Below are 19,860 nucleotides of genomic sequence, written 5' to 3' on the forward strand. Positions count from 1 at the left end.
GCAACACCACACCGTTGAGGAGACCGTTCTAATGATTCGGACATATCGACGACTCTTTTCGGCGAGCGCCGCTGCGCTCGCGCTGGGCCTTTTGGCCCCATTCGCTCAAGCGGCATCTATCAGCTATGGAAATTTTGGCCCTGTTGCACCGGGCATTTCCTTCTTGAACGTCACGGAATCTTCCGGAACTGATCCGGTTCCGTTGTACGGCGCCCCGGATCCTTATTCTTCGGTTGTTGCGCCCGGGCCCGTATACGAAGCCGGACTCGATTTCGATCCGACCAGCTTTGTCGCATCGGCGGCAGGCGGCGGGGCCGACATCACCGACGGTCAATTGAACTTCACCATCGTGGGCCAGAAGGATGGCCTCGATGTAGTCGCGATCAAGTCCATCTTCCTGTCGGAAGGTGGCGACTACACGCTCGTCGGGGGCGGCACTGCCGCATCGCAGGTACTTGCGGGTGCCATCATGGCCGTGAAAGTTACGGAGATAGACGGTTCGCCAGTCACCCCATTTTCGCTTCCGGCGGCGAACTCCTCGGTTGGCTTCAACTTGGCGGCAAATGGCGGCATTGTTCAGCCCTGGTCGCTTGGGGTTCTGGTTGATCTTGAAGCTCAACTGCTCTCGCTGAACAAGTCGTTCATTGTCGGAGTTACGAAGGCTGAAGTCGTGATCAACAATTCGCTGATCGCCATCAGCGAGCCGGGGAGCATCGCCTTCATTGCGAAGAAGGACTTCGTGATCGGCACCGCCCCGAAGCCTGGTATACTTCCTGAGCCGGGTACGTTAGGAATGATGGGCTTGGCCTTGTGTGGCATTGGCGCCGCTTCGCGTCGCAAGCGCAGCTAAGTTGCTGGCTGTCGCTCGACCCGAGTGAAACTTCTCAAAGACCTCCTTCGCGTGCGAAGGGGGTCTTTTTTTGTGTAACGTCGAATTCCAATCAGTCCGCCACCAACGTAGGGCAAAACTATGGGGCGCCGGCCATTGAGGGGAAAAGCTCGTTAATCATCGTGATCGCGGCTGGTCCGACGAGCACGACGAAGATTGCCGGGAAGATGAAGAGCACCAGCGGGAAGATGAGCTTCACCGCGGTCTTGGCCGCTTTCTCCTCCGCCATCTGCCGCCGCTTGGTGCGCATCGAATCGCTTTGCACGCGCAGGGCTTGGGCCACGCTCGAACCGAATTTGTCGGCTTGAATCAGAATCGCGGCGAGGGCTTTGAGGTCGTCGACGCCAGTACGCGCGCCGAGATCGTGGAGCACGTCGGTGCGGGCGCGCCCCATCTGCAACTGCAAGTTGCTCAGGGCGAATTCCTCCGAGATGACCTTGTAGGTCTTTTTCATCTCCTCGGTGACTTTGCGCATGGCCTGATCCAGGCCGAGCCCCGCCTCGACGCAGACGACCATCAGATCGAGCGCGTCCGGGAGCCCGTAGAAGATGTTGTCCTGGCGGCCGCGCTTGATGATCCACAGGCCGACTTCCGGCAGGTAGAAGCAGACGCCGGCAAGAATTCCCGTATAAGTGAGCGAATCGATGTTGAAGCCGCGCGTGAGAATCATCACGCCGCCGCCGAGAAAGAAACCGACGGCGAGCGAGACCACCTTCAGCGACCAGTACATTTGCGGCGCGTTGGGGCCGCGGAAGCCGCTCATGTTCAACTTCTCGCGTGCCTTGCTAACTTCGGCCTCGTTCTTTGGCTGGAGAGGCGCCGACAGCGCTGGCGACGCCTTTTCGAGGGCTTTGGAGAGGGCTCCCATTTTCGACGACTTGCCGCCGCTGAGCAGGTCGCTCTTGCGTGAATTGGGCTCGCGGTATTCTTCGAGCCGTTGTTCGGCGCGCGGCTTTTGCCGCGACATCGAGTCGAGAACCCACCAAGCCACGAGCGCGACGGCGCCGAACACCGCGGCTTGGGTGATGACCGTCTGGCTGACCAGCGATGCGAGCAACAGGTGCATATCAGACTCGGATGTTGACGATCTTGCGAATGACCAGGGCGCCCAAAAGTTGGAGCAAAATACCGCCGATGAGCATCTTCTTACCAAGCTCGTCGGTGAAGAGGAGCATCAGGTAATCGGGGTTCATGCGGTAGACCGCGACGAACAACAGCGGCGGCAACGCCAACAGCACGATGCCTGACAGGCGGCCTTCGCCCGTCAGCGCTTGGACTTGACCGAAGATCTTGAATCGCTCGCGGACCAGCGTGCCGATCTTGTCGAGGATTTCCGCCAAGTCGCCGCCCGTCTGACGTTGCAGGATAACGGCGGTCGCGAAAAACCTCAGGTCGAGGTTCGGGACGCGTTCGGTCAGCGCATCAAGGGCTTCCTCAAACGGGATGCCGAGATTCTGTTCTTCGAAGACCCGGCCGAATTCCTGCCCGATCGGAGCCGACATTTCGGTCGCCACCAGGCGGAAGCCCGCGGACAAGCTGTGACCGGCGCGTAACGCCCGCGCGACGAGTTCCAGTCCCTCAGGCAGTTGAGCGGCGAACTTCGCCAGCCGCTTCTTTCGCTTGAACATCAGATAACCCAACGGCAGCATGGCGAAGCAGACGCCGATCGCCGGCGCGAAGGCGTAGTGGACGCCGACGAAACCGCAGGCCAAGAAGGCGACGAACCCGAGGATGCCCGAGATGGCCACAAACGTCGTCACTGACATGTGGACGTCGGCTTGAGCGAAGAGCCGCGGCAGATTGAACCACCGCGAGACGATCGTTTCGAGGGCGCCTTTGCCCTGGCCCCGTTCTTTCGCGAGGATTTGCGTCAGCTCGGCGAGGCCCCCTTCTGAGCGGTCGCCCTTGCCGGTGAGCGTATTGAGGCGCCCTTCCATCTGCGAGATCGACTTGTCGCGCATTAGCGCAGCGATCGCGACGACCAGCAGCGTTACGCCGACGAAGACGGCGCCCAGAATCAGAATCGAAGGAAGCATCGCATTCTCACTGACTGCTGTAGAGTTCGCTCACCGGGCTGCGGACGCTTAGTCGCGAAGCATGATCCGCTCACGGAAGACGCTGGCCGGGAGCCGAACGCCGTGGGACTCAAACCGTGGGATGAACGACGGCCGGATGCCGGTCGCCTCGAAACGGCCGACGCCGCGGCCGCTCTCGTTTACCCCTTCGAGGACGTATTTGAAAATGTCTTGCATGATGATGGTGTCCTGCTCCATCCCCATGATTTCGGTAATCGCCGTGACTTTTCTAGGACCGCCTGGCAGGCGATTGACCTGCACAATCAAGTCGACGGCGCTGGAAATCTGCTGCCGCATCGCCTTGATCGGCATTTCGAAGCCGGACATCATAATCATCGTTTCCAATCGAGCGATGGCGTCGCGCGGCGTGTTAGCGTGGCAGGTAGTGAGCGACCCTTCGTGGCCGGTGTTCATCGCCTGCAGCATGTCGAGCGTTTCCGGTCCGCGGCATTCGCCGATGATGATCCGGTCGGGCCGCATACGCAGACAGTTGCGCACCAGGTCGGTCGCCGTGATCCGCCCTTTGCCTTCGATGTTCGGCGGACGGGTTTCCAAGCGAACGATGTGCTGCTGCTGCAGCTGCAATTCGGCGGCGTCTTCGATCGTGACGATGCGGTCGGCGTTGGAAATAAAGCTCGACAACGTGTTGAGCAGCGTCGTCTTACCAGAGCCAGTGCCGCCGGAGATGATGATGTTCAGCCGCGCCTTCATGGCGCCTTCGAGCAGCATGACCATTTCGGGCGTCATGCTTTTGTAGTTCAACAGATCTTCGAGCTTGAGCGGATTGGAGCCGAACCGCCGAATCGTGACGCTGGGGCCATCGAGCGCCAGCGGCGGGATGATCGCGTTGACGCGGGAGCCGTCGGGCAGGCGGGCGTCGACCATCGGGCAGACTTCGTCGACGCGGCGTCCGACCTTCGACACGATGCGGTCGATGATCTGCATCAAGTGCTTGTCGTCTCGGAAGGTGACGCTGGTCTTTTCGAGCTTGCCGCCGTGTTCGATGAACACATTCTTGGGCCCGTTGATCATGATTTCGCTGACGGTCGGCTCTTTCAGCAACAATTCGAGCGGGCCAAGGCCAAAGGTCTCGTCCAGGACCTCGTCGATCAGGCGGTCGCGTTCATTGCGATTGAGAAACGTGTCCTCGGTGTCGCAAAGATGTTCAACGACTAGGCGAATCTCGCGACGCAGCACCTCGCCTTCCAGATCGCCGATATGCGATAGGTCGAGCTTGTCGACGAGCTTCGAGTGGATCCGTTGCTTGAGCTTATCGAACTCGGCCTCGCGATCTTTGCTGGCGGCGGCGGGGACGGCGGCTTGGGTGGCGAGTCGTGTCATGGCTGTGGCGTTTGTTGGCAGACTGCCGGGAAGTGAGCGCAATTCCCGAGTGCGACCGAGGAAGACCTTGGCGCAACGCCGATGGAGGCGTCAGAAAAGGATAGTTCACGCCGCGGTGGGAAGAGGCGAGAGGGCTCGCAGCGGTAACGCCGCGCGAGCGACCGCTTGCCGGCTGGGTGGGTCGTGACGGTTGGTCGGCGGGCGCCGCCCGTTTGACCATTGATGGGCCGACAGCGGCGCCGTCGAGGCTCCGCGACTCGCGCGCTTGGGCCCGCGCATCGCGAGGCGAACCGGCTTGGGGCGGGATGGCGCTGGTAACTACGAGCGACTCGACCAAAGGTTGAGCCAGCGCCGACCTTTGCCGTCGCCCGCCCCGTCCTCGTCGCCCTTCTTGCCGCAGAGTGCGTCGGCGAGCTGGCTGATCGACTGCGTGATGGCCGCCTTGGGGGCGTGCTGCAACAGCGGTACGCCGTTGTTTCGAACTTCCGCCATCACGCGGTAGTCGTTCGGAATCTGCCAATAAACGTCGCGTCCGATCGTGTCGCGGGCCTTTTTCAGGCTGATTTGTCCGCTGTCTTGGCCGTAGCGATTGACGATGACCTTTACCTTCGACCGCAGCGATTCTTCCTCATCGAACGTCATCAGCAGTCGCACGACGTTGCGCAGACAAGGCAAGTCGAGCTGCGTCAGCATCAGTACGTCGTCCGCACTGCGAATCGCGAGCATATCGAGCTCGCTGTAACTCTTCGACGTGTCGATCACCATATGCGTGAACGACGTCTTCAACAATCCGAGCACGCGCTGCAGCTTTTCGGCGGTAATGTGCCGCACTTCGTCGAGCTGCATCGGGCGCGGCAGTAAGTGAACGCCGGTCGAGTGGACGGTGAGCGACTTACGCAACAGCGTCAGGTCGAGCCGCTCGACGTTTTGGGCAATGTCGGCCAGGGTGTATTCCGGGATGGTGTCGAGGAAGACGTCGTCGTCGCCCAGGGCGACGTCGAGGTCGACCAACACCACGGAATTCGCTGAATCAGCCGCCAGCGCACAGGCGAGGTTGACGGCGACGCTTGACGAGCCGACGCCGCCAGTCGCGCCAGCGACGGCGAAGACATGGCATCCATCCTTCGCGGTGGGCGACGAGTTACCGGTCGTCTGTCGCTTGACCCGCTGAAGGGCAGCGGACAAGTCTTCCGCGCGGAGCGGCTCGGTCAGGAACTCTTTGGCGCCGGCCCGCATCGATTCGAGAATCAACCGGCCGTCGGTGGAAGTGCTCGATACGAGAATCGAACAGTTCGGCGATTTGGCCAACGTTTCTTGGATCAGCTTCACCGCGCGCTGCGGGTCGCTATCCATCGCGATGAAGCCGATGTCAGGCTTCGTCTGCTCGACGACGTCGACGAAAAAGGCGTACCGCGAGCATTCCGCCTCTAGCCAGACGGTTTCCAACCCCAGGAGGACCGTCTTGAGGTTCTCCCGCGTGGCGTCGTTCGGGTCGACGATCGCTATCCGCAGTACGTTTGCCATGCCCAGTGGAATCGACTAGGGTCGTCGCCCAACGCGGCGCGCTCAGACGGCCAGATGGCCGGAGCGGACGCACGTGTCGCAGCAAAAGACCTGCTTGGAGCCCTTCTCTCCGAGCTAGATTAGCTTATTTCTGCACGTCATAGCCGATCGGACCGATCAATCCAGGGGTACTCGTCGATCGGCCGGACGTTTGTCTCACCTGGTTCGGATTGCGCCGGTTGGCGGGACTGTAATGCGCGGCCGGCGTCGCCTGCCGCTGAAGACCTGGCGTGCTCGCCGCCGGGTCGGGCAGCGTGCTCGGCGCGAGATCGGGTTGGAGTCGCTGCGGCGCCGGTCCGCCGGACGGGACCGCGTGCATCGGGCCTTGGTAGACTTCGCCTTCATCAGGCGCGTTTTGGTAAGTCTCGCCGCGGTAAACTCGACTGCCGCTCATGGCGCCGTCGGTCGCCATCGCGGGCGTGCCGCCGGCGGGAGCTCCGCCCGGACCACAGCCGTTGACCCCGCAGTCGAGGCCGGGGGCGTTGCAGTAGCAAGGTTCCATCGCACCGCACGGGCCGCAGGCAGGGACTTCCATGAGGCCCTTGCAATAGAGCTCGGCGTTGGAGGGCGACATGGTTTCCATGCCGGGACCGCAGAGCGGGACCTCATGCGGATCCATCCCCTCGGCGAACTCGGGCGTCACCATGATCAGCAGCTCGATCTCCTCGACTTCTTCCTTATTCTTGCGGAAGGCGGCGCCGACGAACGGCATGTCCATGAGGTAGGGAAGGCCGCGATTGATCGTCTTGACGCGCGTTTGTTTCAGACCGGCCAAGGCGAGCGTCTGTCCGGCTTGCATTTCGACGCCGGTGTCGACGTAACTGACCTTGGTGCGGAACAACTCGTTGCCGAGTGGGACGGAGTTGTCGATTTCGCTGATTTTCGGCCGCACTTCCAGGCGGATGCGGCCGTTGCCCATGACGATCGGCAGGAAGTCGATCTGCGTGCCGAAGTCTTCCGACTGGACCGTGCTGCCGGAAATTCCGTTGTTGATTTGGAAGAAGATTTCACCGCCGGCGTTGAAGGCGGCGGGGCGACCGCTGACGGTCACCAGCGTCGGATTGGCCAAGGTCTTGACGAGGTTGCGTTGCTGTAAGGCTTCGAGCAGGCCGAGAAACTGCGTATTGCCGTCCACAATGTCAAAGGCGAGCGTTGCATTCGGCGCGGTGAACGTATTTTGGGTGCGGTTGATGTTCGTCAGCACGCCGGAGGCGGTTTGCGTCAGGAACCCGCCCGTGCCGCTCAGATCGAAATCGAAGCCCAAGCTGCGGAGATTCGTGCGGTTCACCTCCATCACCTTGACCTTCAGCATGATCTGCTGCGCTCCGCCGACCGTGATGTTGTTCACGACTTTCGGTGCGTAGTCCTCGGCAAGCTGGCGAATGGTGCTGACGATTTCGGGCCGATCGACCTGACCTTCCAGCACCAGGCTGTTGGTGAGGCGAATGACTCGGAGTGACGAGGAGGGGAACATCCGCTGCAAGTTAACTTCCAGTTCGCGGACGTCGCCGAAGATGAGCAGGTCGACGGTGTAAATCTCGCCGTTCTCGTCCCACAGGTTAATTTGCGTGACGCCTGGTTTGCGGGCGGCGATTTGGACCTGCGTTTCGCTGACCGGCGTCGCGGTGACCAGATCTGGGTTGTTAACGACAATGCGGGGAATGCGAGTTCCCAGCGTCAGGATCTGACTCGTGTTGACCGTCATCTCGAGCCGCTCGTTCGCTTGCGACAAGTTGCGCACGACCGAGCCCGGCTGCTGTGCGGGCGCCGGCGGCGCGACGAGCGCCGTATTGGCAAACATCACCAGCGCCAAGAAGAGTCGAACGCCAGAACGGCGGGAGAGGGGAGTTAAGTACATCCGTGTACATCCTTCGCTAGTTTGGGGCAGGGGAGCAGCGAACTGCTCGATTAGACCCCGCAATCGGAACATCCTTGTTCCGCACGATTATCTGTGATTTAAGTCGGTGCTTCTCGAGTCGGTATGGCGGCGATGACGAGCGACGAAATCATTTCAAGCGCAGATCGATCGGAAAATCGGCTGGCGTCGGCGTGCCGTCCGGAGGGGCCGGAGCTGGTCCTGGCGCCGGCGTTGGCGCGACGGGCAACGTCGGCGAGGTGAACGACCCCGGCGCCGGAAATGGCAGGTTCGACCGCGGACCATTCGTTTCCCCGATCGGTTCTCCGTCCTCCGAAAACTGCACGGTAGAGATCTCGTTGGGGTAGATGATCTTCATCTGGAAGTGCGGCTTCTTCTCCTGCGGATTCGCTGCGGCCGCAGCGGCGGCGCTCGTTAGCGCCTGCTGCATGAGCGACTTGAATCCGGAAAGCGCTCCCTCGGAGCTCTCCTCCGTTTGCGAATACTGTTCGCTTTCACGATCGTTCGACGTGCTGCGGCCGAACAACTCGTCGGTTCCCTGCTCTGAATCTTCGACAACCGCGTCGTCGTCGGGATTACGCGGGATCAAGCTGATCTCGCCCATGTTTTCAGCTAGGTTGATCCGGTTTGCTTGGGCCGGCGTCACGATGAGCGAGACGGTCTTGGCGACGTTGCGCGCTTCTTCGCCGTCAGCGGCCTTGTCGATGGCCTGGTCGACGGCGTAGACGCGGATATTCTGCAAGAAGATTTTCGTGAACGGGCTCTTGATGCCATGCTCGGGATTGGCTCGCACGTAGATCTGGACGTCGACGCGGTCGCCAGGGCTTAGCAAGCCGGCGGCGCTCTTGCGGGCGTCGACCGAGATGGTCTTCAACCGCATACCGGCGGGAACGCCTTGGATCGGATCGCTGCGCTCGCCTTTGGCGAGCAGCTTGTTTTCCAGCAGCGGTTCGCCCTGATAGATGTTGCTGCGCGGGCGACGATCCTCCAGGTCTTCCCACTTGCTAATGGCGCCGACAGGCACTTTGTCTTTGGGCCATTCCTCGAGCGCCACCATTTTTTCGGTGAGCGGGTCGCCGACGTTGACGTTCTGCAGGGCGACGTAGATCGGAGCCGTGGCGACGGCCGCCGGGCGATTGTTCCCGTCGAGGACCTGGCTAATGCCAATCGACGCAACCAGACCGCAGCCTAGCGCAAGCGCAAGCAGAATCAGTGATTTCGGACGCATCATACCCCCCTGGCATGAAGACGCAGCCCTGGCCGAGCAGTAGCGCTCGCCGTGAATCCGCGCCTCGTCGTTGTTTTCGGCGCCCTCGTCACAACCGGTTCAATCTAATCTTTCGACAATCGCCGAATCGCCGAGCAAAGTGCCTCGGCGTTGCTAGCAAATCAGTTAACCACGACGGGCAAGACGTAGGAGAAGGAAGGCAACGAAACCTCCTGTGAACCCAGATGAACGCCAAAGAGATTTATTTGCGTTCATCTGCGTCCATCGGCGGTTCCATTCTTCACTTCCGTCGTGCTCGTCGTGCCGTCGTGGTTCAACGTCTTTTGGTTCGTTAGACCAGCATTCCCGACCAGGCGAAGTAGGCGATGGTGCCGATCGCGATCGGAATTCCGTAAGGGAGGAGGAACATCCGCGGCTTGCGCTCAGCAGCGATCGCGGCAAGTTTTTCGGGGTCTTTGACGGTGGCAATTTCGCCGAGGATCGACCAGAACTGATCGCGGTGCTTAGCCCAGGCCCCGCGCGACAGCACCATGGCGACCGCGATGACGCCGCCGACGACGGCCGTTGCCGCGAAGGCGTACAGAGTCACGGTGCCCCACATCCAGGCGCCGACGCCGGCCATCAGTTTCACATCTCCCGCGCCCATGCCGCCGACGGCATACGCCGGCAGCAGCACGGCCAAGCCAACGGCGGTGCCGACCAGGCTGAGGAACAGGCCTTCCCACCCCGCAAACGGCGAAAACGCTGTGCTATAGATCCATCCCGAAATAATCATGGGGAAGGTGATCCAGTTCGGCACCTTCAGTTGCAGGCCGTCGATGACGGCTGCGACTACCAACGTGATGGTGACGACCCAGCAAGGCCAAGTTTCGGCCAAGCGGCCGCCGAATTCCTGGAAATCGAGCATGACAGCCTTCCCTATCAGAGCTGCGAGTATGGTTGAGTTGTGCGGACTACCAGCGCGGCGTAAACAAGAACGCCGCGATGGCGGTGAACGCCGCCAAACCGTAGCACGCCAATTGGACCGCGCTACGAACGACGTCTTCGGGCAATAGGCCGATCATGGCTGAAACTCCGGCTGCGGCCGCGCGCTACGCCCTCTATGCTGGGGACCATTGGCGCCGCCAACTAAGCGTAGCTTATGTTTTCGCGGGTCGCGGACAGGATAAGTGCGAGGTCCGCCAAAGACTTTGCACCCGACAGGAAACGAAAACACCTCCCGGCGCGATCACGCCGGGAGGTGTAAGCGTTAAATCAAGCGACGCCTGCGTGAGGCGCGGCTGATAAAGATCACGGGCCGCCGCCACCGAGTTGTCCGGCAACCGAGTTGAACGTCGCATTGGCGTTCGTGCCGATCGACCGAATGGCGGTCAAACAGACGATCACGATCAGGGCCAGCATCACGGCGTATTCGACCGCGGTGGGGCCATCTTCCGACTTGAGGAAACGTTGCACCTTCAAAGCGAGATTCTTCATAGCATCCTCCGATTCTCGAGCCGTCGTCCTGTGACAGGAGCGACCGCGCTCTACTGGTTGTCGAGAGCCCAACGCCCTCGGTGGTTGGTTCAAGCGGGGGCCTCCGTTCGTTGCCGAACCGAGGAGCCTGCTTAGGTCGCCTCCACTTGAACCGAAAAAGTAAAACGATAAGGTTCCTGCGTCACATCTCGTGAACTCATTTCAGTGCGTCGACTGAGCGGCGACGCGTCTCCCTTCGGCGGCCGGGCTGACGTCAAATCGAGGATTTCGATTCGCCGCCCCCTAGCTTTGCGTCCCGGCGTTTCCACCGGTTTGCCCTTTCGAGGATGACAACGCAGCAGGCTCGGCGTCGGACGCCTCTTCGCCTGGCCTCGTCCATGAAGCGTGCGGGTGAATCCCGCGTTGCAAGAGAAGAGAAGTCATTCGCCAGCGAACGCCTGCTTGCATTCGCTTTGTCGCCGACGCCATTTCCACGGCACCGACTACGAATGAAACCTATGTCGAGCCCCACCGCTGTCAAAGAAAACTCCCGACTCGACGGAGAACAATTTCCTTGGCTAGGCGTTAGAACCAGCGCTACCGGGGCATTCGGTCGCAGCGTCGTTAGAACCCGTGCATCCGGACTTAGAGTCGGCGCTTAAGCCATGAACCAGAGTGAGCGTTCGCGCAGTAAACGCCCCCGGCGGGTGACGAAAATGGAAAACCGAGGGCTCGCGGCCTGAAAACGCCGCTCTCCCGTCCGACGATTCGCCTGCTAGCTGCCAGCTGGCGACTTTTCCGTCTAGGCAACGCACGCCAGTCTCACAGAAAGCTCGGCAGCGACCTTCCCGTTAGTGTCGATACTGACGACGGTAACGCCTTCACGGCGACGTCGCGCTCGCCGCGCATCGCCGACAGCGTATTGGTTCGCCCGACGGCGGACGGCCATTCGTCTCGCGCAGGATGGATTCATGAAACTAAATGTCCTGTGGATTGCTTTGCCGGCAATGATCGTCGCCGCTGCCGCCAACGCGCAGCAATGCGGTTGCCAGGGGGGGGCGTGCCAGGGGCGCGGCCCGTGTCCGCCGGCGAGTCCCTCGGGGCCGCAGGCGCACTATTACACCTGTGAAGACGCCTACTATCACAACTCGATTTGGCCGCGGCAGTACATCAACCCCGCTCGTCGCGGCATTTGCCAGGCGTTTGACGTGATGGCCGTCAATGGCTGGCGCCGGCAGGCTTTGCTAGGTCCCTATCACTTCGAAGCTGACGGCGTTCAGCTCAACGAAGCCGGTCGCCTGAAAGTGGAATGGATTCTCACGCAGGCGCCTCCCCAGTACCGGACGTTGTACGTCCAACGCGTCCCCAACCAGGAACGGACCTCGGGCCGCATCGAGGCCGTGCAACAATATGTCGCCAGCCTGAACGGCCTGGGCGGCCCCGGCGACGTGCAAGAGACGCTGGTTCGCGACGACGGTTATCCCGCGGGGATGGTCGACGCCGTATTCACTGGCTTCAAAGCCAATCAGCCAGTGCCGATGTTGCCGCCGGCGGGCGCTCTCGAGTCATCCAACTAAGTCAATTGTCCGTCGCTTAACTCCGAGCTCAATTACGTCGATAGCTCGCGCGTGCGTCTGCCAAGGAGGGCGCCCACATGCGAAAGATCTGGTTCGCAAACTGCATCCTCGCCGTCGCCGCCCTCGGCTGCACCAGCACGAAGGGGCCGAGCGCCACCGGCGGTTACACGAGCACCGGCGGCCCTCCCGGTGCGCCCGGAGCCGTGGTCACGGCCGAGCCAAGCGGCTGGACCGACAAGTTCGTCGCGTCGATGAAGGAATACTCGCCAGATATATTCGGCGAGAAGAAGCCGTTGAAGGCCGCGCCGACGCCGACGAACGAAGCGCCGTTCGATCCGAAAACCGCGACGCCTGAACTCCACGTCGCGCTGGCACAGATGAGTCATCGCAACGGACAGATTCCGCAGGCGCGTCAGCACTACCAAAAAGCGCTGGCGATGGACCCCAAGCATCTTGACGCCTTGCTCGGCGCCGCGCGAATGGAAGATCGCGAGGGACGACTCGACGTCGCCCAGATGCTCTACCAACGCGCTGCACAGGCGCATCCGAAGAGTGCGACGGCCCAAAATGACCTCGCCCTGTGCTACGCACGCCGGGGCGACCTGCCGACGGCCGCCAAGATATTGGATGAAGCGGTTCGCATTGAACCGCGCAAAGCCCTCTATCGCAACAATGCGGCGAAGGTGCTGGTCGAAATGAACCAAGTGAAGCCCGCGATGGATCACTTGACGGCAGTTCATACGCCGGCGGTCGCGAACTACAACATGGCTGTGCTGCTTAGCGAACGGGGCCGAGGGGCCGAGGCCGTGCCCTTCTTGGGACAGGCGCTGGCGCTCGACCCGACGATGCAACCGGCGCATGACATGCTTGCCCAGTTGACGGCGCCGGCGACCCCTCCGGGCGAGCGATCGATCGTCGCTCGACAGCCCGCGAACCCAGCGCCGGTCATGGCCGTGGCGAACGACTCGATTCTGCCGACGCCCGAGGCGGTGGCCACGGTGCCGAACGAGCCTTGGATCGCGCCGGCGTCGTCGACGCAACCTTCGTCAAACCCGGTGCTACTGCCGCCGGTGAACAACTGACGCGACTTGCGGCAACGAACTCGCCTCGCCTCGCGACCCGCCCGCAGTGCGGGCGAAGTGGCCGCAACGGTGTGGGGAATCGCAAGCGGCGCTTACCGACCCGAGGGCGCGATGAACGTCGGCGACGCCGCACCGTCGCCGGCGCCAACGACATCTCCCGCGTTCGCGGCGACCGGCTCGTCATGAGCCACAGTCTCAACGTCGCCGTCAAATCTCGCGACCTTCAGCTCATCGCCGGAATCGCCTGATTCCTCGACTGGCGTGACGGTGACGAGCGGCGCTTTTCGCGGCCCGCGGGGCGGCTTTGAGTCGACGATCCGATAAACGATCGTCGCCGAAAGGGCGGCCATCAGCACGCCTAGAAAACTGACTCCAATCACCGCGTCGCGGCGACTGACTCCGTCGTTCAGATCCATACAGGGCCCATGGGGGTGTCCGTCCCGGGTCACGAGCCGGCGACCCGCTCGGCAATGCGCAACTTCGCGCTGCGGGCTCGCGGGTTCCGGCTCGACTCTTCCTCGCTGGCGACGATTGGTTTGCGCGTCACGACGTTCAGCCGCTCATCGCTCCGAAACGCTTCCTTGACGATTCGATCCTCCAGCGAGTGAAAACTTATGATCGCAAGTCGCCCCGTCGGCTTCAAGTAGTCGGGAAGCCGCTTGAGGGCCGTCTGCAGCGCGTCGAGTTCCCCATTCACCGCGATCCGCAGCGCTTGAAACGTGCGGGTCGCCGGGTCGATGTTGTGTCCGCGGCTGCGCGGCACGCAGGAACGGACCAGTTCCGCTAGCTGCGCCGCCGTCCGGACGGGAGCAGAGCGCCGTTGTTCGACGATTTTCTTGGCGATGCGGCGGCTGAAGCGCTCCTCGCCGTATTGGTAGATGACATTGGCCAGGTGTTCTTCACTCATCCGCTCCATCATCCGCCACGCCGGTTCGCCGCGATCGCGGTCGAAACGCATGTCGAGCTCGCCCTCGCTGAGGTAGCTGAACCCTCGCGCTGCGTCGGCAAGCTGGTCGCTCGATAGTCCCAAGTCGAGCAAGACGCCGTCGACGGCTGCAATACCGACTTCGTCGAGGACCTCGGGGATATCGGCGTAACTCGCGTTGGCGACGGCCACCGACATACCGGCGAGCGTGATCGACGCGCGCTCCACCGCGACGTTGTCGAGATCAACGGCAATGACGCGCCCTGTGAGCCCCACGCGCTCCGCCAGGGCCCGCGTGTGTCCGCCGCCGCCGAGTGTGCCGTCGACGAAGACCCCGCCGGGGGCGGGCTGGAGCTGGGCGAGGACTTCGCCGAGTAGTACGGGAATGTGGACGGTGGCGTCGCTCATCGACCCAGCTTACAGGGCTGCATCGATGCTCGGGAGGCGCCTGAGGTTGTCCTGCGACTTTGGGCTCCCACCGTCAACAAAGTCCACCGGCTCCGCCGGTAGATGGTCGCGGCGGAAAAGGAGTCTAGGCGCCGTCCCCTGGCCTCGTTATTGGCTGCCATTCAGAAAAAATGCCTGTGCCAAAGTACTTCCTTGCACCCTGGCAGAGGCTGCTGAACTGCGCCGGTGAAGATTTCCGCCGCATCCCAGCCTCCGCTCCGTGGCCTCCATACCGCGAGCGGCTCGACGACTTCCCCACAGGTGACGCAAGCCTGTGGCCTGTGCCTGCGTCGCCCCGGGGAGGTCGAATTGATCGGTCAGCACCCATCCATAAAGCATCTCTCCACCGACTCACAGTCTCCTATCGTGGGGATCGGCTGCCCGCTCCCGTTAGTTGTTCGGCCGCAACCTCAGGCACCCCCTGTCGCAGCACGAAGGCGCCGGGCGACGTCAGGGCGGCTTCTGCCAGTTGCTCGTACTGCCCGTCGCACTGCGCGACGTACTCGTCCCACCGCTCGGCCGCCCAGACTTCGATGTGATCTCGCACGCCGACGATCATTGCCTCACCCGCCAGCTTGGCCCACTTGATCAATTCGGCCGGCACCCGGAGGCGCCACTGGGAGTCTGGCGTCACCGTCGACGCCTGCGAGAAAAAGAGCCGACTATAGTCGCGGACCTCGCGGGCGGCGGGCGAGCTCGCGGCCAATCGGTCGGCCAGCGCCGCGAACGCTGCCGGCGGATAGATCGCCAGACAGCCGTCCAAACCGGGGGTGAGGTAAAGGGGGGACTCCCCCGGGAGCTGATCGCGCAGCGGCTTAGGGATCGCTAGCCGCAGCTTGTCGTCCAGGGCGCGGCGATACGACCCCGTTAGCAGCATGACCGGCCCCCATTTTTCCCCAATCGTCACCAACGGTCCCCAACATAACCCAGCCGTAGGCGTCGTCAACGCTGTTCGCACTTCTCCCCACGTCGACGTGTTGCTTGTGTGAACTTTTCTAGTGCTCCGGCAACGAGTTACAGCGTCGGGACGTTTTCAGAAAATCTTTCTAGTCCGCGCGCGACCAACGGTTGCCCTCCCGCAAGTTGCGCTGCGCGGCGTTTGCCGTAGCCGCTAAAGCATTGGCCGGCTTATACTTGCAGCCTTTGGTCAATTCCCAGCGCCCGCGCTACGCAGGACCGTCGCCCGCATGGAACCCTGGTTCGACTACCATCTTCCGCCCGAGCTCGTCGCCCAGGAGCCACTCCACAACCGCGTCGACGCCCGACTGATGATCGTTGATCGCGCTCGGGGGACGATCGACCACGCCCACATCCGCGACTTGCCTGATTACATCCGCCGCGGCGACCGCGTCGTCCTGAACGACACCAAGGTGATTCCCGCCCAGCTCCGCGGGAAACGCCTTGAGACGGGCGGCCAGTGGCAAGGGCTATTTCTTGGATCCGACGCCGAGGGGGATTGGAAGATCGTCTGCAAGACGCGCGGCCATCTCAAGGAGCCCGAGGCCGTCGGTCTTTTGGACCGCGAAGGTCGCGTCGCCGCGAAGCTCTGGCTGATCGAGCGACTCGACGACGGCCAATGGCGGGCCCGTCTCGACGAACCGCAGGCGACGTTGCCGCTGCTGGAGCGGATCGGTCGCGTGCCGTTGCCGCCCTACATCCGCGGCGGCAACATGGTCGACAGCGACGTCGAGCGCTATCAGACGACGTTCGCCCGTCGCCCGGGCGCTGTGGCCGCGCCAACGGCGGGGCTGCACTTTACGCCGGACCTGCTCCGATCGATCGCTCAGGGGGGAGCCGACGTCTCAGCGATCACGCTGCACGTCGGCATGGGAACGTTTCGCCCCATCGCCGTCGACGATCCTGCCGATCACCCAATGCACGCCGAATGGGCGGAGGTTACGGCCGCCGCGGCGCGCGAGATCTCCGCAGCGCGCAACGAGGGAGGCCGCATCGTGAACGTCGGCACTACCGTCGTCCGAACGCTGGAAACGGTGGCCGCACATCAGCAGGCAATTGGCGCCAGCGAGCTGTTGGCGCCCTGGCAGGGCGAGTCGCGGCTCTTTATTCGCCCGCCCTACCAATTCCTGGCGACCGACGCGCTGCTCACCAACTTTCACTTCCCGCGCACGACGCTGCTGCTGTTGGTCCAGGCCTTTGGCGGCGTGGAGCTCATTCGCGAGGCGTACGCCGCCGCGATCGAGCAACAATACCGCTTCTATAGCTACGGCGACGCGATGCTCATCCAATGACAAGCTCCGCGTCGCCGTGGCGTCGTATTAAATGTTTTCGCTGAGGTCGCGAATCGCAGTCGCGTCAGTTTCCCAAGACAGACGACAGTTCATTGGCGGAAGTGTCAAAACTCTCGCCGGTTCGTTGAGCTAGGGCGTTTACCGACGTGATGCAGAGGCCGACAATCAGCGCTAACATGACGGCGTATTCAACGGCCGTGGGGCCGTCTTCTTCCGTCAAAAAGCGTCGAATGTAACGGGTCATGGAAACACGTCAACAGAAAAGAGGAAGAGAGGAGGGGAAGATCGGGAGCTAGAGCCGAGCCTCGCTCCCTACATCCAAACTCTATGTCAGGCCGAACCTACGTGTCGCCCGCAGGTCGGGAGATTCGGCGACTTTTTGCTTTTTTTAGCAACCTAGGTCCGGTTGTACGGCGCTCGCAGTGCGCCGCTCCGACTGGGCCAGCGAGGCTCTCCGAGGCGTTATTCTGAGCGGAGCGAAGAATCGGGGCGCGCGGTGGAGGCGCCAGATCCCTCGCTTCGCTCAGGATGACAGCTATGGCGCTTGAGACGACCAGCTGCAGCACTCACGATGTCGGCCGTAGCGCAAAGAAAAGAGGCTCGCCCACTGCGGACGAGCCTCTCAGTTTAGAAATTTCAACGTTTCGGACTCGCTCCCGCCGTTAGGCTTGGAACGAGCTCCCGCACCCGCAGCTCTTCACGGCGTTCGGGTTATCGAACGTGAACCCGCGGCGATCGATCCCTTCGTAGAAATCGACCGTGGTGCCGTCGAGATAGAGCGCACTTTTTTTGTCGACCACCACTGGCACGCCGTGGAATTCGAACTTCGAATCGACTTTTTCGTCGAAATCCTTGGCAAACCCCAAGGCGTAGCTGAACCCGCTGCAACCGCCGCCAGCGACGCCGACGCGCAAGACGTGGTCCTCGTACTTCTGGGCTTCCATGATCCGCTTGACTTCGAGGGCCGCTTTTTCGGTGAGGACAATGCTCATGTTGGACGCCTTATCCCTGCAAACGTTGGAGTGAATGTCGCCCTTTTCAGGGGCCATGATGATTGGTTTGGGAGGCCAGCCGCAGCGCGGCGGCCATTTCCGATCCGCTCACATTATACCACTTTCCCCGCCGGGAAAAGTCGGGTTACCGAAGCCCCCGCAATCGCTCGACGGCCCCCGCCACGGTTTCAGCCGCGATTTCGACTTCCGACGCCACGTTGAATCGCCCGAAGCCGAACCGCAAGGTGCTGCGGGCCAGGTCCTCCGTCAGTCCCAGGCTGAGAAGGACATGGCTTGGGCTGGGATCGGTCGAACTACACGCCGCGCCCGAGCTGACGGCCAGATTTCCCATCGCCAGCAGCAACGCCTCGCCGTCGACGTCGCCGAACGCAACGTCCAAGTTGCCAGGGAGCCGCAACGGACCGCCGCCCACCGCTCGCTCGTCCAATCCGGGGCCGCACAATTCGACGCCGGCGATCCGAGTGTGCAGTCGAACCCAAAGCTGGTTTCGCATCTCGGTCAGCCGTTTCATCTCTGTCGGCAATTCTTCGACGCAGCACTGAAGGGCCGTTGCGAGCCCGACAATCCCCGCCACGTTGAGCGTGCCGCTGCGGACGCCATCTTGCTGGCCGCCGCCCGTGATTTGCGGTTCGAGTCGCACCGCCGGCCGCGATCGGCGCATGTAAAGGGCTCCTACTCCCTTCGGGCCGTACATCTTGTGAGCGGTGAAACTCATGAGGTCGACGCCGAGTTCGCGGACGTCGACCGGAATCTTGCCCACGCCTTGCGTCGCGTCGCAGTGAAGCGCGACGCCGCGCTGGCGGCAGATAGCGGCAATCTCCCCCAATGGCTGGATGACGCCGATCTCGTTATTCGCGAGCATCACACTTACCAGCGCCGTGTCGTCGCGCAGTGCGTCCGCCACGCGCTGCGGATCGAGCCAGCCGGCGCGGGGGCTGCCGTGCGATTCAACGTCGACCAGCGTCACCTCGTATCCACGACGCGACAAGCGCGCCAACGGATCGAGCACCGCTTTGTGCTCGGTGCGCACGCTAACAAGATGGTTGCCGCGGCGTTTCGCCCGTTCGGCAATCCCGCGGATGGCGAGATTATTGCTCTCGGTGGCGCCACTCGTAAAGACGATCTCCTCCGATTCGGCGCCGATCGACGCGGCGATGGCGGCGCGCGACTGCTCGACCGCGTTCCGTGCTGCCTCGCCGAACGCGTGGCCAACGCTTCCCGCATTGCCGTACTGTTCCGAAAAGTACGGCAGCATCGCCGCCACGACGCGCGGATCGACGCGCGTAGTCGCGTGGTTATCGAGATAGATCGACGTAGGAGAGGGCATGAAGGGCGGATGCTGGATGCTGGAACGCGGCGTTTCCCGCCAGTGCCAAGCATCCAGTATCCAGCATCGGGGCCGCAGTCGCCACCCGCTAGGCAAACAACGCCTTCACCACAATCTGCGACCACGTTTCGCAGCGGTCAATCTCGGCCAGAATCTCGCCCACTGGCCGGAAGCCGGCATCAAGAATGTCTGCTTCCCGCGGCCGCACGCCACGGTTGTCGACGTCGCAAATGTGGACGACGCCAAGATGAACCTGCCCCACAGGCGTTTCATCGTCGTTGATCAGCCCGACGCACTTTTCGCGGTATTGCGTTTCGATGATGACCTCTTCGGTCAATTCGCGGAGCATCCCCTCGCGGTAGACGTCGTGATTCGCCGACTTCTTCGCCGCATCATCGGACGAAATATGCCCGCCGATGCCGACGCTACGCTTGGCGTGGAGCCGCTTCTCGCCCTGGCCGCCGCCGCGGGTGTACTGGAAGAGGTGAACCGACCTGTCGGCGTCGGTGAAGCGAAACAGCACGTAGGGAATCAGCTGTTTGAAGCTGGGATCCTGCTCCATCTCGCCCCGCGGGCGATAGCCGAGGTCGCCCCCTTCCAGCAGGGCCGGCAAGTATTTTCCAATCTCCGCCGTGAACCCCTGAAAGTGACCCAGTTGATGAAATCGCTTCGTGGGGACGACCAACACGCGTTCTTCAGCGACGGCAGGCATCAGCGGAGAATCCTTTCGGCGGGCAAACTGGCGGGAAACTTGGTTGCCGCAAGTTTACGGCCATCCCCCCCAATCGTCGAGCCACCAGGCAAAGACGATGG

General features: G+C 62.3%; 19 protein-coding genes and 1 riboswitch. Of the genes, 4 read left to right on the plus strand and 15 right to left on the minus strand.

What is annotated here, in order from left to right; genetic code table 11:
• Window positions 1–31: 31 nt before the first annotated feature.
• The gene (locus tag I41_RS10735) at window positions 32–850 is read left to right on the plus strand and encodes a PEP-CTERM sorting domain-containing protein (RefSeq protein WP_168206802.1); all 819 of its coding nucleotides are present in this window, start codon (window positions 32–34) and stop codon (window positions 848–850) included.
• Window positions 851–968: 118 nt separating this feature from the next.
• Here the strand turns inward: I41_RS10735 and I41_RS10740 are convergent, their stop codons facing one another.
• The 8 genes from I41_RS10740 to I41_RS10775 form a co-directional block, all read right to left on the minus strand.
• Window positions 969–1,955 carry a type II secretion system F family protein gene (locus tag I41_RS10740; RefSeq protein WP_145432545.1) on the minus strand — a complete coding sequence of 329 codons (987 nt, stop codon included), beginning with the start codon at window positions 1,953–1,955 and terminating at the stop codon, window positions 969–971.
• Window position 1,956: 1 nt separating this feature from the next.
• On the minus strand, window positions 1,957–2,925 hold the full coding sequence (locus I41_RS10745) for a type II secretion system F family protein (RefSeq protein WP_145432546.1): 969 nt from the start codon (window positions 2,923–2,925) through the stop codon (window positions 1,957–1,959).
• A 48-nt stretch (window positions 2,926–2,973) separates the two neighbouring features.
• Window positions 2,974–4,305 carry a CpaF family protein gene (locus I41_RS10750; protein ID WP_145432547.1) on the minus strand — a complete coding sequence of 444 codons (1,332 nt, stop codon included), beginning with the start codon at window positions 4,303–4,305 and terminating at the stop codon, window positions 2,974–2,976.
• A 318-nt stretch (window positions 4,306–4,623) separates the two neighbouring features.
• Window positions 4,624–5,829 carry a nucleotide-binding protein gene (locus I41_RS10755; RefSeq protein ID WP_145432548.1) on the minus strand — a complete coding sequence of 402 codons (1,206 nt, stop codon included), beginning with the start codon at window positions 5,827–5,829 and terminating at the stop codon, window positions 4,624–4,626.
• Window positions 5,830–5,953: 124 nt separating this feature from the next.
• Entirely contained in the window at window positions 5,954–7,726 is a 1,773-nt protein-coding gene (locus tag I41_RS10760; protein ID WP_168206803.1) for a type II and III secretion system protein family protein, read from the minus strand.
• A gap of 148 nt (window positions 7,727–7,874) precedes the next feature.
• The gene (gene cpaB / locus I41_RS10765; RefSeq protein ID WP_168206804.1) at window positions 7,875–8,972 is read right to left on the minus strand and encodes a Flp pilus assembly protein CpaB; all 1,098 of its coding nucleotides are present in this window, start codon (window positions 8,970–8,972) and stop codon (window positions 7,875–7,877) included.
• A 331-nt stretch (window positions 8,973–9,303) separates the two neighbouring features.
• Entirely contained in the window at window positions 9,304–9,879 is a 576-nt protein-coding gene (locus I41_RS10770; RefSeq protein WP_145432551.1) for an A24 family peptidase, read from the minus strand.
• A 383-nt stretch (window positions 9,880–10,262) separates the two neighbouring features.
• Window positions 10,263–10,448, minus strand: a complete 186-nt coding sequence (locus I41_RS10775) for a Flp family type IVb pilin (RefSeq protein ID WP_145432552.1) — start codon at window positions 10,446–10,448, stop codon at window positions 10,263–10,265.
• A 234-nt stretch (window positions 10,449–10,682) separates the two neighbouring features.
• Window positions 10,683–10,775: riboswitch (cyclic di-GMP riboswitch) on the minus strand.
• A gap of 623 nt (window positions 10,776–11,398) precedes the next feature.
• Between I41_RS10775 and I41_RS10780 the strand changes: the two genes are divergently transcribed.
• Together I41_RS10780 and I41_RS10785 are read left to right on the plus strand one after the other, a co-directional pair.
• Complete coding sequence (locus I41_RS10780; RefSeq protein WP_145432553.1) at window positions 11,399–12,004, plus strand: hypothetical protein; 606 nt, start codon at window positions 11,399–11,401, stop codon at window positions 12,002–12,004.
• A gap of 77 nt (window positions 12,005–12,081) precedes the next feature.
• A complete protein-coding gene (locus tag I41_RS10785) occupies window positions 12,082–13,086 on the plus strand; it encodes a tetratricopeptide repeat protein (protein WP_145432554.1) in 1,005 nt (334 codons plus the stop codon).
• Window positions 13,087–13,178: 92 nt separating this feature from the next.
• On the opposite strand, the gene I41_RS10790 is transcribed toward I41_RS10785, so the two are convergent.
• The 3 genes from I41_RS10790 to I41_RS10800 all read right to left on the minus strand — a co-directional run bounded on the left by I41_RS10790 (window position 13,179) and on the right by I41_RS10800 (window position 15,335).
• Window positions 13,179–13,502: a hypothetical protein gene (locus I41_RS10790; RefSeq protein ID WP_145432555.1), complete on the minus strand. Its 324-nt coding sequence runs from the start codon at window positions 13,500–13,502 to the stop codon at window positions 13,179–13,181.
• A 29-nt stretch (window positions 13,503–13,531) separates the two neighbouring features.
• Window positions 13,532–14,419 (minus strand): 16S rRNA (cytosine(1402)-N(4))-methyltransferase RsmH, encoded by an 888-nt coding sequence (rsmH, locus tag I41_RS10795; RefSeq protein WP_145432556.1) that lies wholly within the window; start codon window positions 14,417–14,419, stop codon window positions 13,532–13,534.
• A gap of 400 nt (window positions 14,420–14,819) precedes the next feature.
• Window positions 14,820–15,335: a division/cell wall cluster transcriptional repressor MraZ gene (locus tag I41_RS10800; RefSeq protein ID WP_145432557.1), complete on the minus strand. Its 516-nt coding sequence runs from the start codon at window positions 15,333–15,335 to the stop codon at window positions 14,820–14,822.
• Between the two features lie 310 nt (window positions 15,336–15,645).
• On the opposite strand from I41_RS10800, the gene queA reads away from it, so the two are divergent.
• Window positions 15,646–16,707, plus strand: a complete 1,062-nt coding sequence (gene queA / locus I41_RS10805; RefSeq protein WP_145432558.1) for a tRNA preQ1(34) S-adenosylmethionine ribosyltransferase-isomerase QueA — start codon at window positions 15,646–15,648, stop codon at window positions 16,705–16,707.
• Between the two features lie 64 nt (window positions 16,708–16,771).
• Here queA and I41_RS10810 read toward each other — a convergent pair whose 3' ends face one another.
• The 4 genes from I41_RS10810 to I41_RS10825 all read right to left on the minus strand — a co-directional run bounded on the left by I41_RS10810 (window position 16,772) and on the right by I41_RS10825 (window position 19,759).
• Entirely contained in the window at window positions 16,772–16,951 is a 180-nt protein-coding gene (locus tag I41_RS10810; RefSeq protein ID WP_145432559.1) for a Flp family type IVb pilin, read from the minus strand.
• A gap of 418 nt (window positions 16,952–17,369) precedes the next feature.
• On the minus strand, window positions 17,370–17,756 hold the full coding sequence (locus tag I41_RS10815) for a HesB/IscA family protein (RefSeq protein ID WP_246133855.1): 387 nt from the start codon (window positions 17,754–17,756) through the stop codon (window positions 17,370–17,372).
• An 88-nt stretch (window positions 17,757–17,844) separates the two neighbouring features.
• Window positions 17,845–19,047 (minus strand): cysteine desulfurase family protein, encoded by a 1,203-nt coding sequence (locus tag I41_RS10820; RefSeq protein WP_145432560.1) that lies wholly within the window; start codon window positions 19,045–19,047, stop codon window positions 17,845–17,847.
• An 88-nt stretch (window positions 19,048–19,135) separates the two neighbouring features.
• Window positions 19,136–19,759, minus strand: a complete 624-nt coding sequence (locus I41_RS10825; RefSeq protein WP_145432561.1) for a phosphoesterase — start codon at window positions 19,757–19,759, stop codon at window positions 19,136–19,138.
• Window positions 19,760–19,860 lie beyond the last annotated feature (101 nt).

The sequence above is a fragment of the Lacipirellula limnantheis genome (assembly GCF_007746075.1).
GTDB lineage: Bacteria > Planctomycetota > Planctomycetia > Pirellulales > Lacipirellulaceae > Lacipirellula > Lacipirellula limnantheis.

Excerpts from the sequence above, each read along its gene's own strand:
- I41_RS10735 (WP_168206802.1), top strand. The coding sequence starts at position 32 with ATGATTCGGACATATCGACGACTCTTTTCGGCGAGCGCCGCTGCGCTC.
- I41_RS10740 (WP_145432545.1), bottom strand. The coding sequence starts at position 1,955 with ATGCACCTGTTGCTCGCATCGCTGGTCAGCCAGACGGTCATCACCCAA.
- I41_RS10745 (WP_145432546.1), bottom strand. The coding sequence starts at position 2,925 with ATGCTTCCTTCGATTCTGATTCTGGGCGCCGTCTTCGTCGGCGTAACG.
- I41_RS10750 (WP_145432547.1), bottom strand. The coding sequence starts at position 4,305 with ATGACACGACTCGCCACCCAAGCCGCCGTCCCCGCCGCCGCCAGCAAA.
- I41_RS10755 (WP_145432548.1), bottom strand. The coding sequence starts at position 5,829 with ATGGCAAACGTACTGCGGATAGCGATCGTCGACCCGAACGACGCCACG.
- I41_RS10760 (WP_168206803.1), bottom strand. The coding sequence starts at position 7,726 with ATGTACTTAACTCCCCTCTCCCGCCGTTCTGGCGTTCGACTCTTCTTG.
- cpaB (WP_168206804.1), bottom strand. The coding sequence starts at position 8,972 with ATGCGTCCGAAATCACTGATTCTGCTTGCGCTTGCGCTAGGCTGCGGT.
- I41_RS10770 (WP_145432551.1), bottom strand. The coding sequence starts at position 9,879 with ATGCTCGATTTCCAGGAATTCGGCGGCCGCTTGGCCGAAACTTGGCCT.
- I41_RS10775 (WP_145432552.1), bottom strand. The coding sequence starts at position 10,448 with ATGAAGAATCTCGCTTTGAAGGTGCAACGTTTCCTCAAGTCGGAAGAT.
- I41_RS10780 (WP_145432553.1), top strand. The coding sequence starts at position 11,399 with ATGAAACTAAATGTCCTGTGGATTGCTTTGCCGGCAATGATCGTCGCC.
- I41_RS10785 (WP_145432554.1), top strand. The coding sequence starts at position 12,082 with ATGCGAAAGATCTGGTTCGCAAACTGCATCCTCGCCGTCGCCGCCCTC.
- I41_RS10790 (WP_145432555.1), bottom strand. The coding sequence starts at position 13,502 with ATGGATCTGAACGACGGAGTCAGTCGCCGCGACGCGGTGATTGGAGTC.
- rsmH (WP_145432556.1), bottom strand. The coding sequence starts at position 14,419 with ATGAGCGACGCCACCGTCCACATTCCCGTACTACTCGGCGAAGTCCTC.
- I41_RS10800 (WP_145432557.1), bottom strand. The coding sequence starts at position 15,335 with ATGCTGCTAACGGGGTCGTATCGCCGCGCCCTGGACGACAAGCTGCGG.
- queA (WP_145432558.1), top strand. The coding sequence starts at position 15,646 with ATGGAACCCTGGTTCGACTACCATCTTCCGCCCGAGCTCGTCGCCCAG.
- I41_RS10810 (WP_145432559.1), bottom strand. The coding sequence starts at position 16,951 with ATGACCCGTTACATTCGACGCTTTTTGACGGAAGAAGACGGCCCCACG.
- I41_RS10815 (WP_246133855.1), bottom strand. The coding sequence starts at position 17,756 with ATGGCCCCTGAAAAGGGCGACATTCACTCCAACGTTTGCAGGGATAAG.
- I41_RS10820 (WP_145432560.1), bottom strand. The coding sequence starts at position 19,047 with ATGCCCTCTCCTACGTCGATCTATCTCGATAACCACGCGACTACGCGC.
- I41_RS10825 (WP_145432561.1), bottom strand. The coding sequence starts at position 19,759 with ATGCCTGCCGTCGCTGAAGAACGCGTGTTGGTCGTCCCCACGAAGCGA.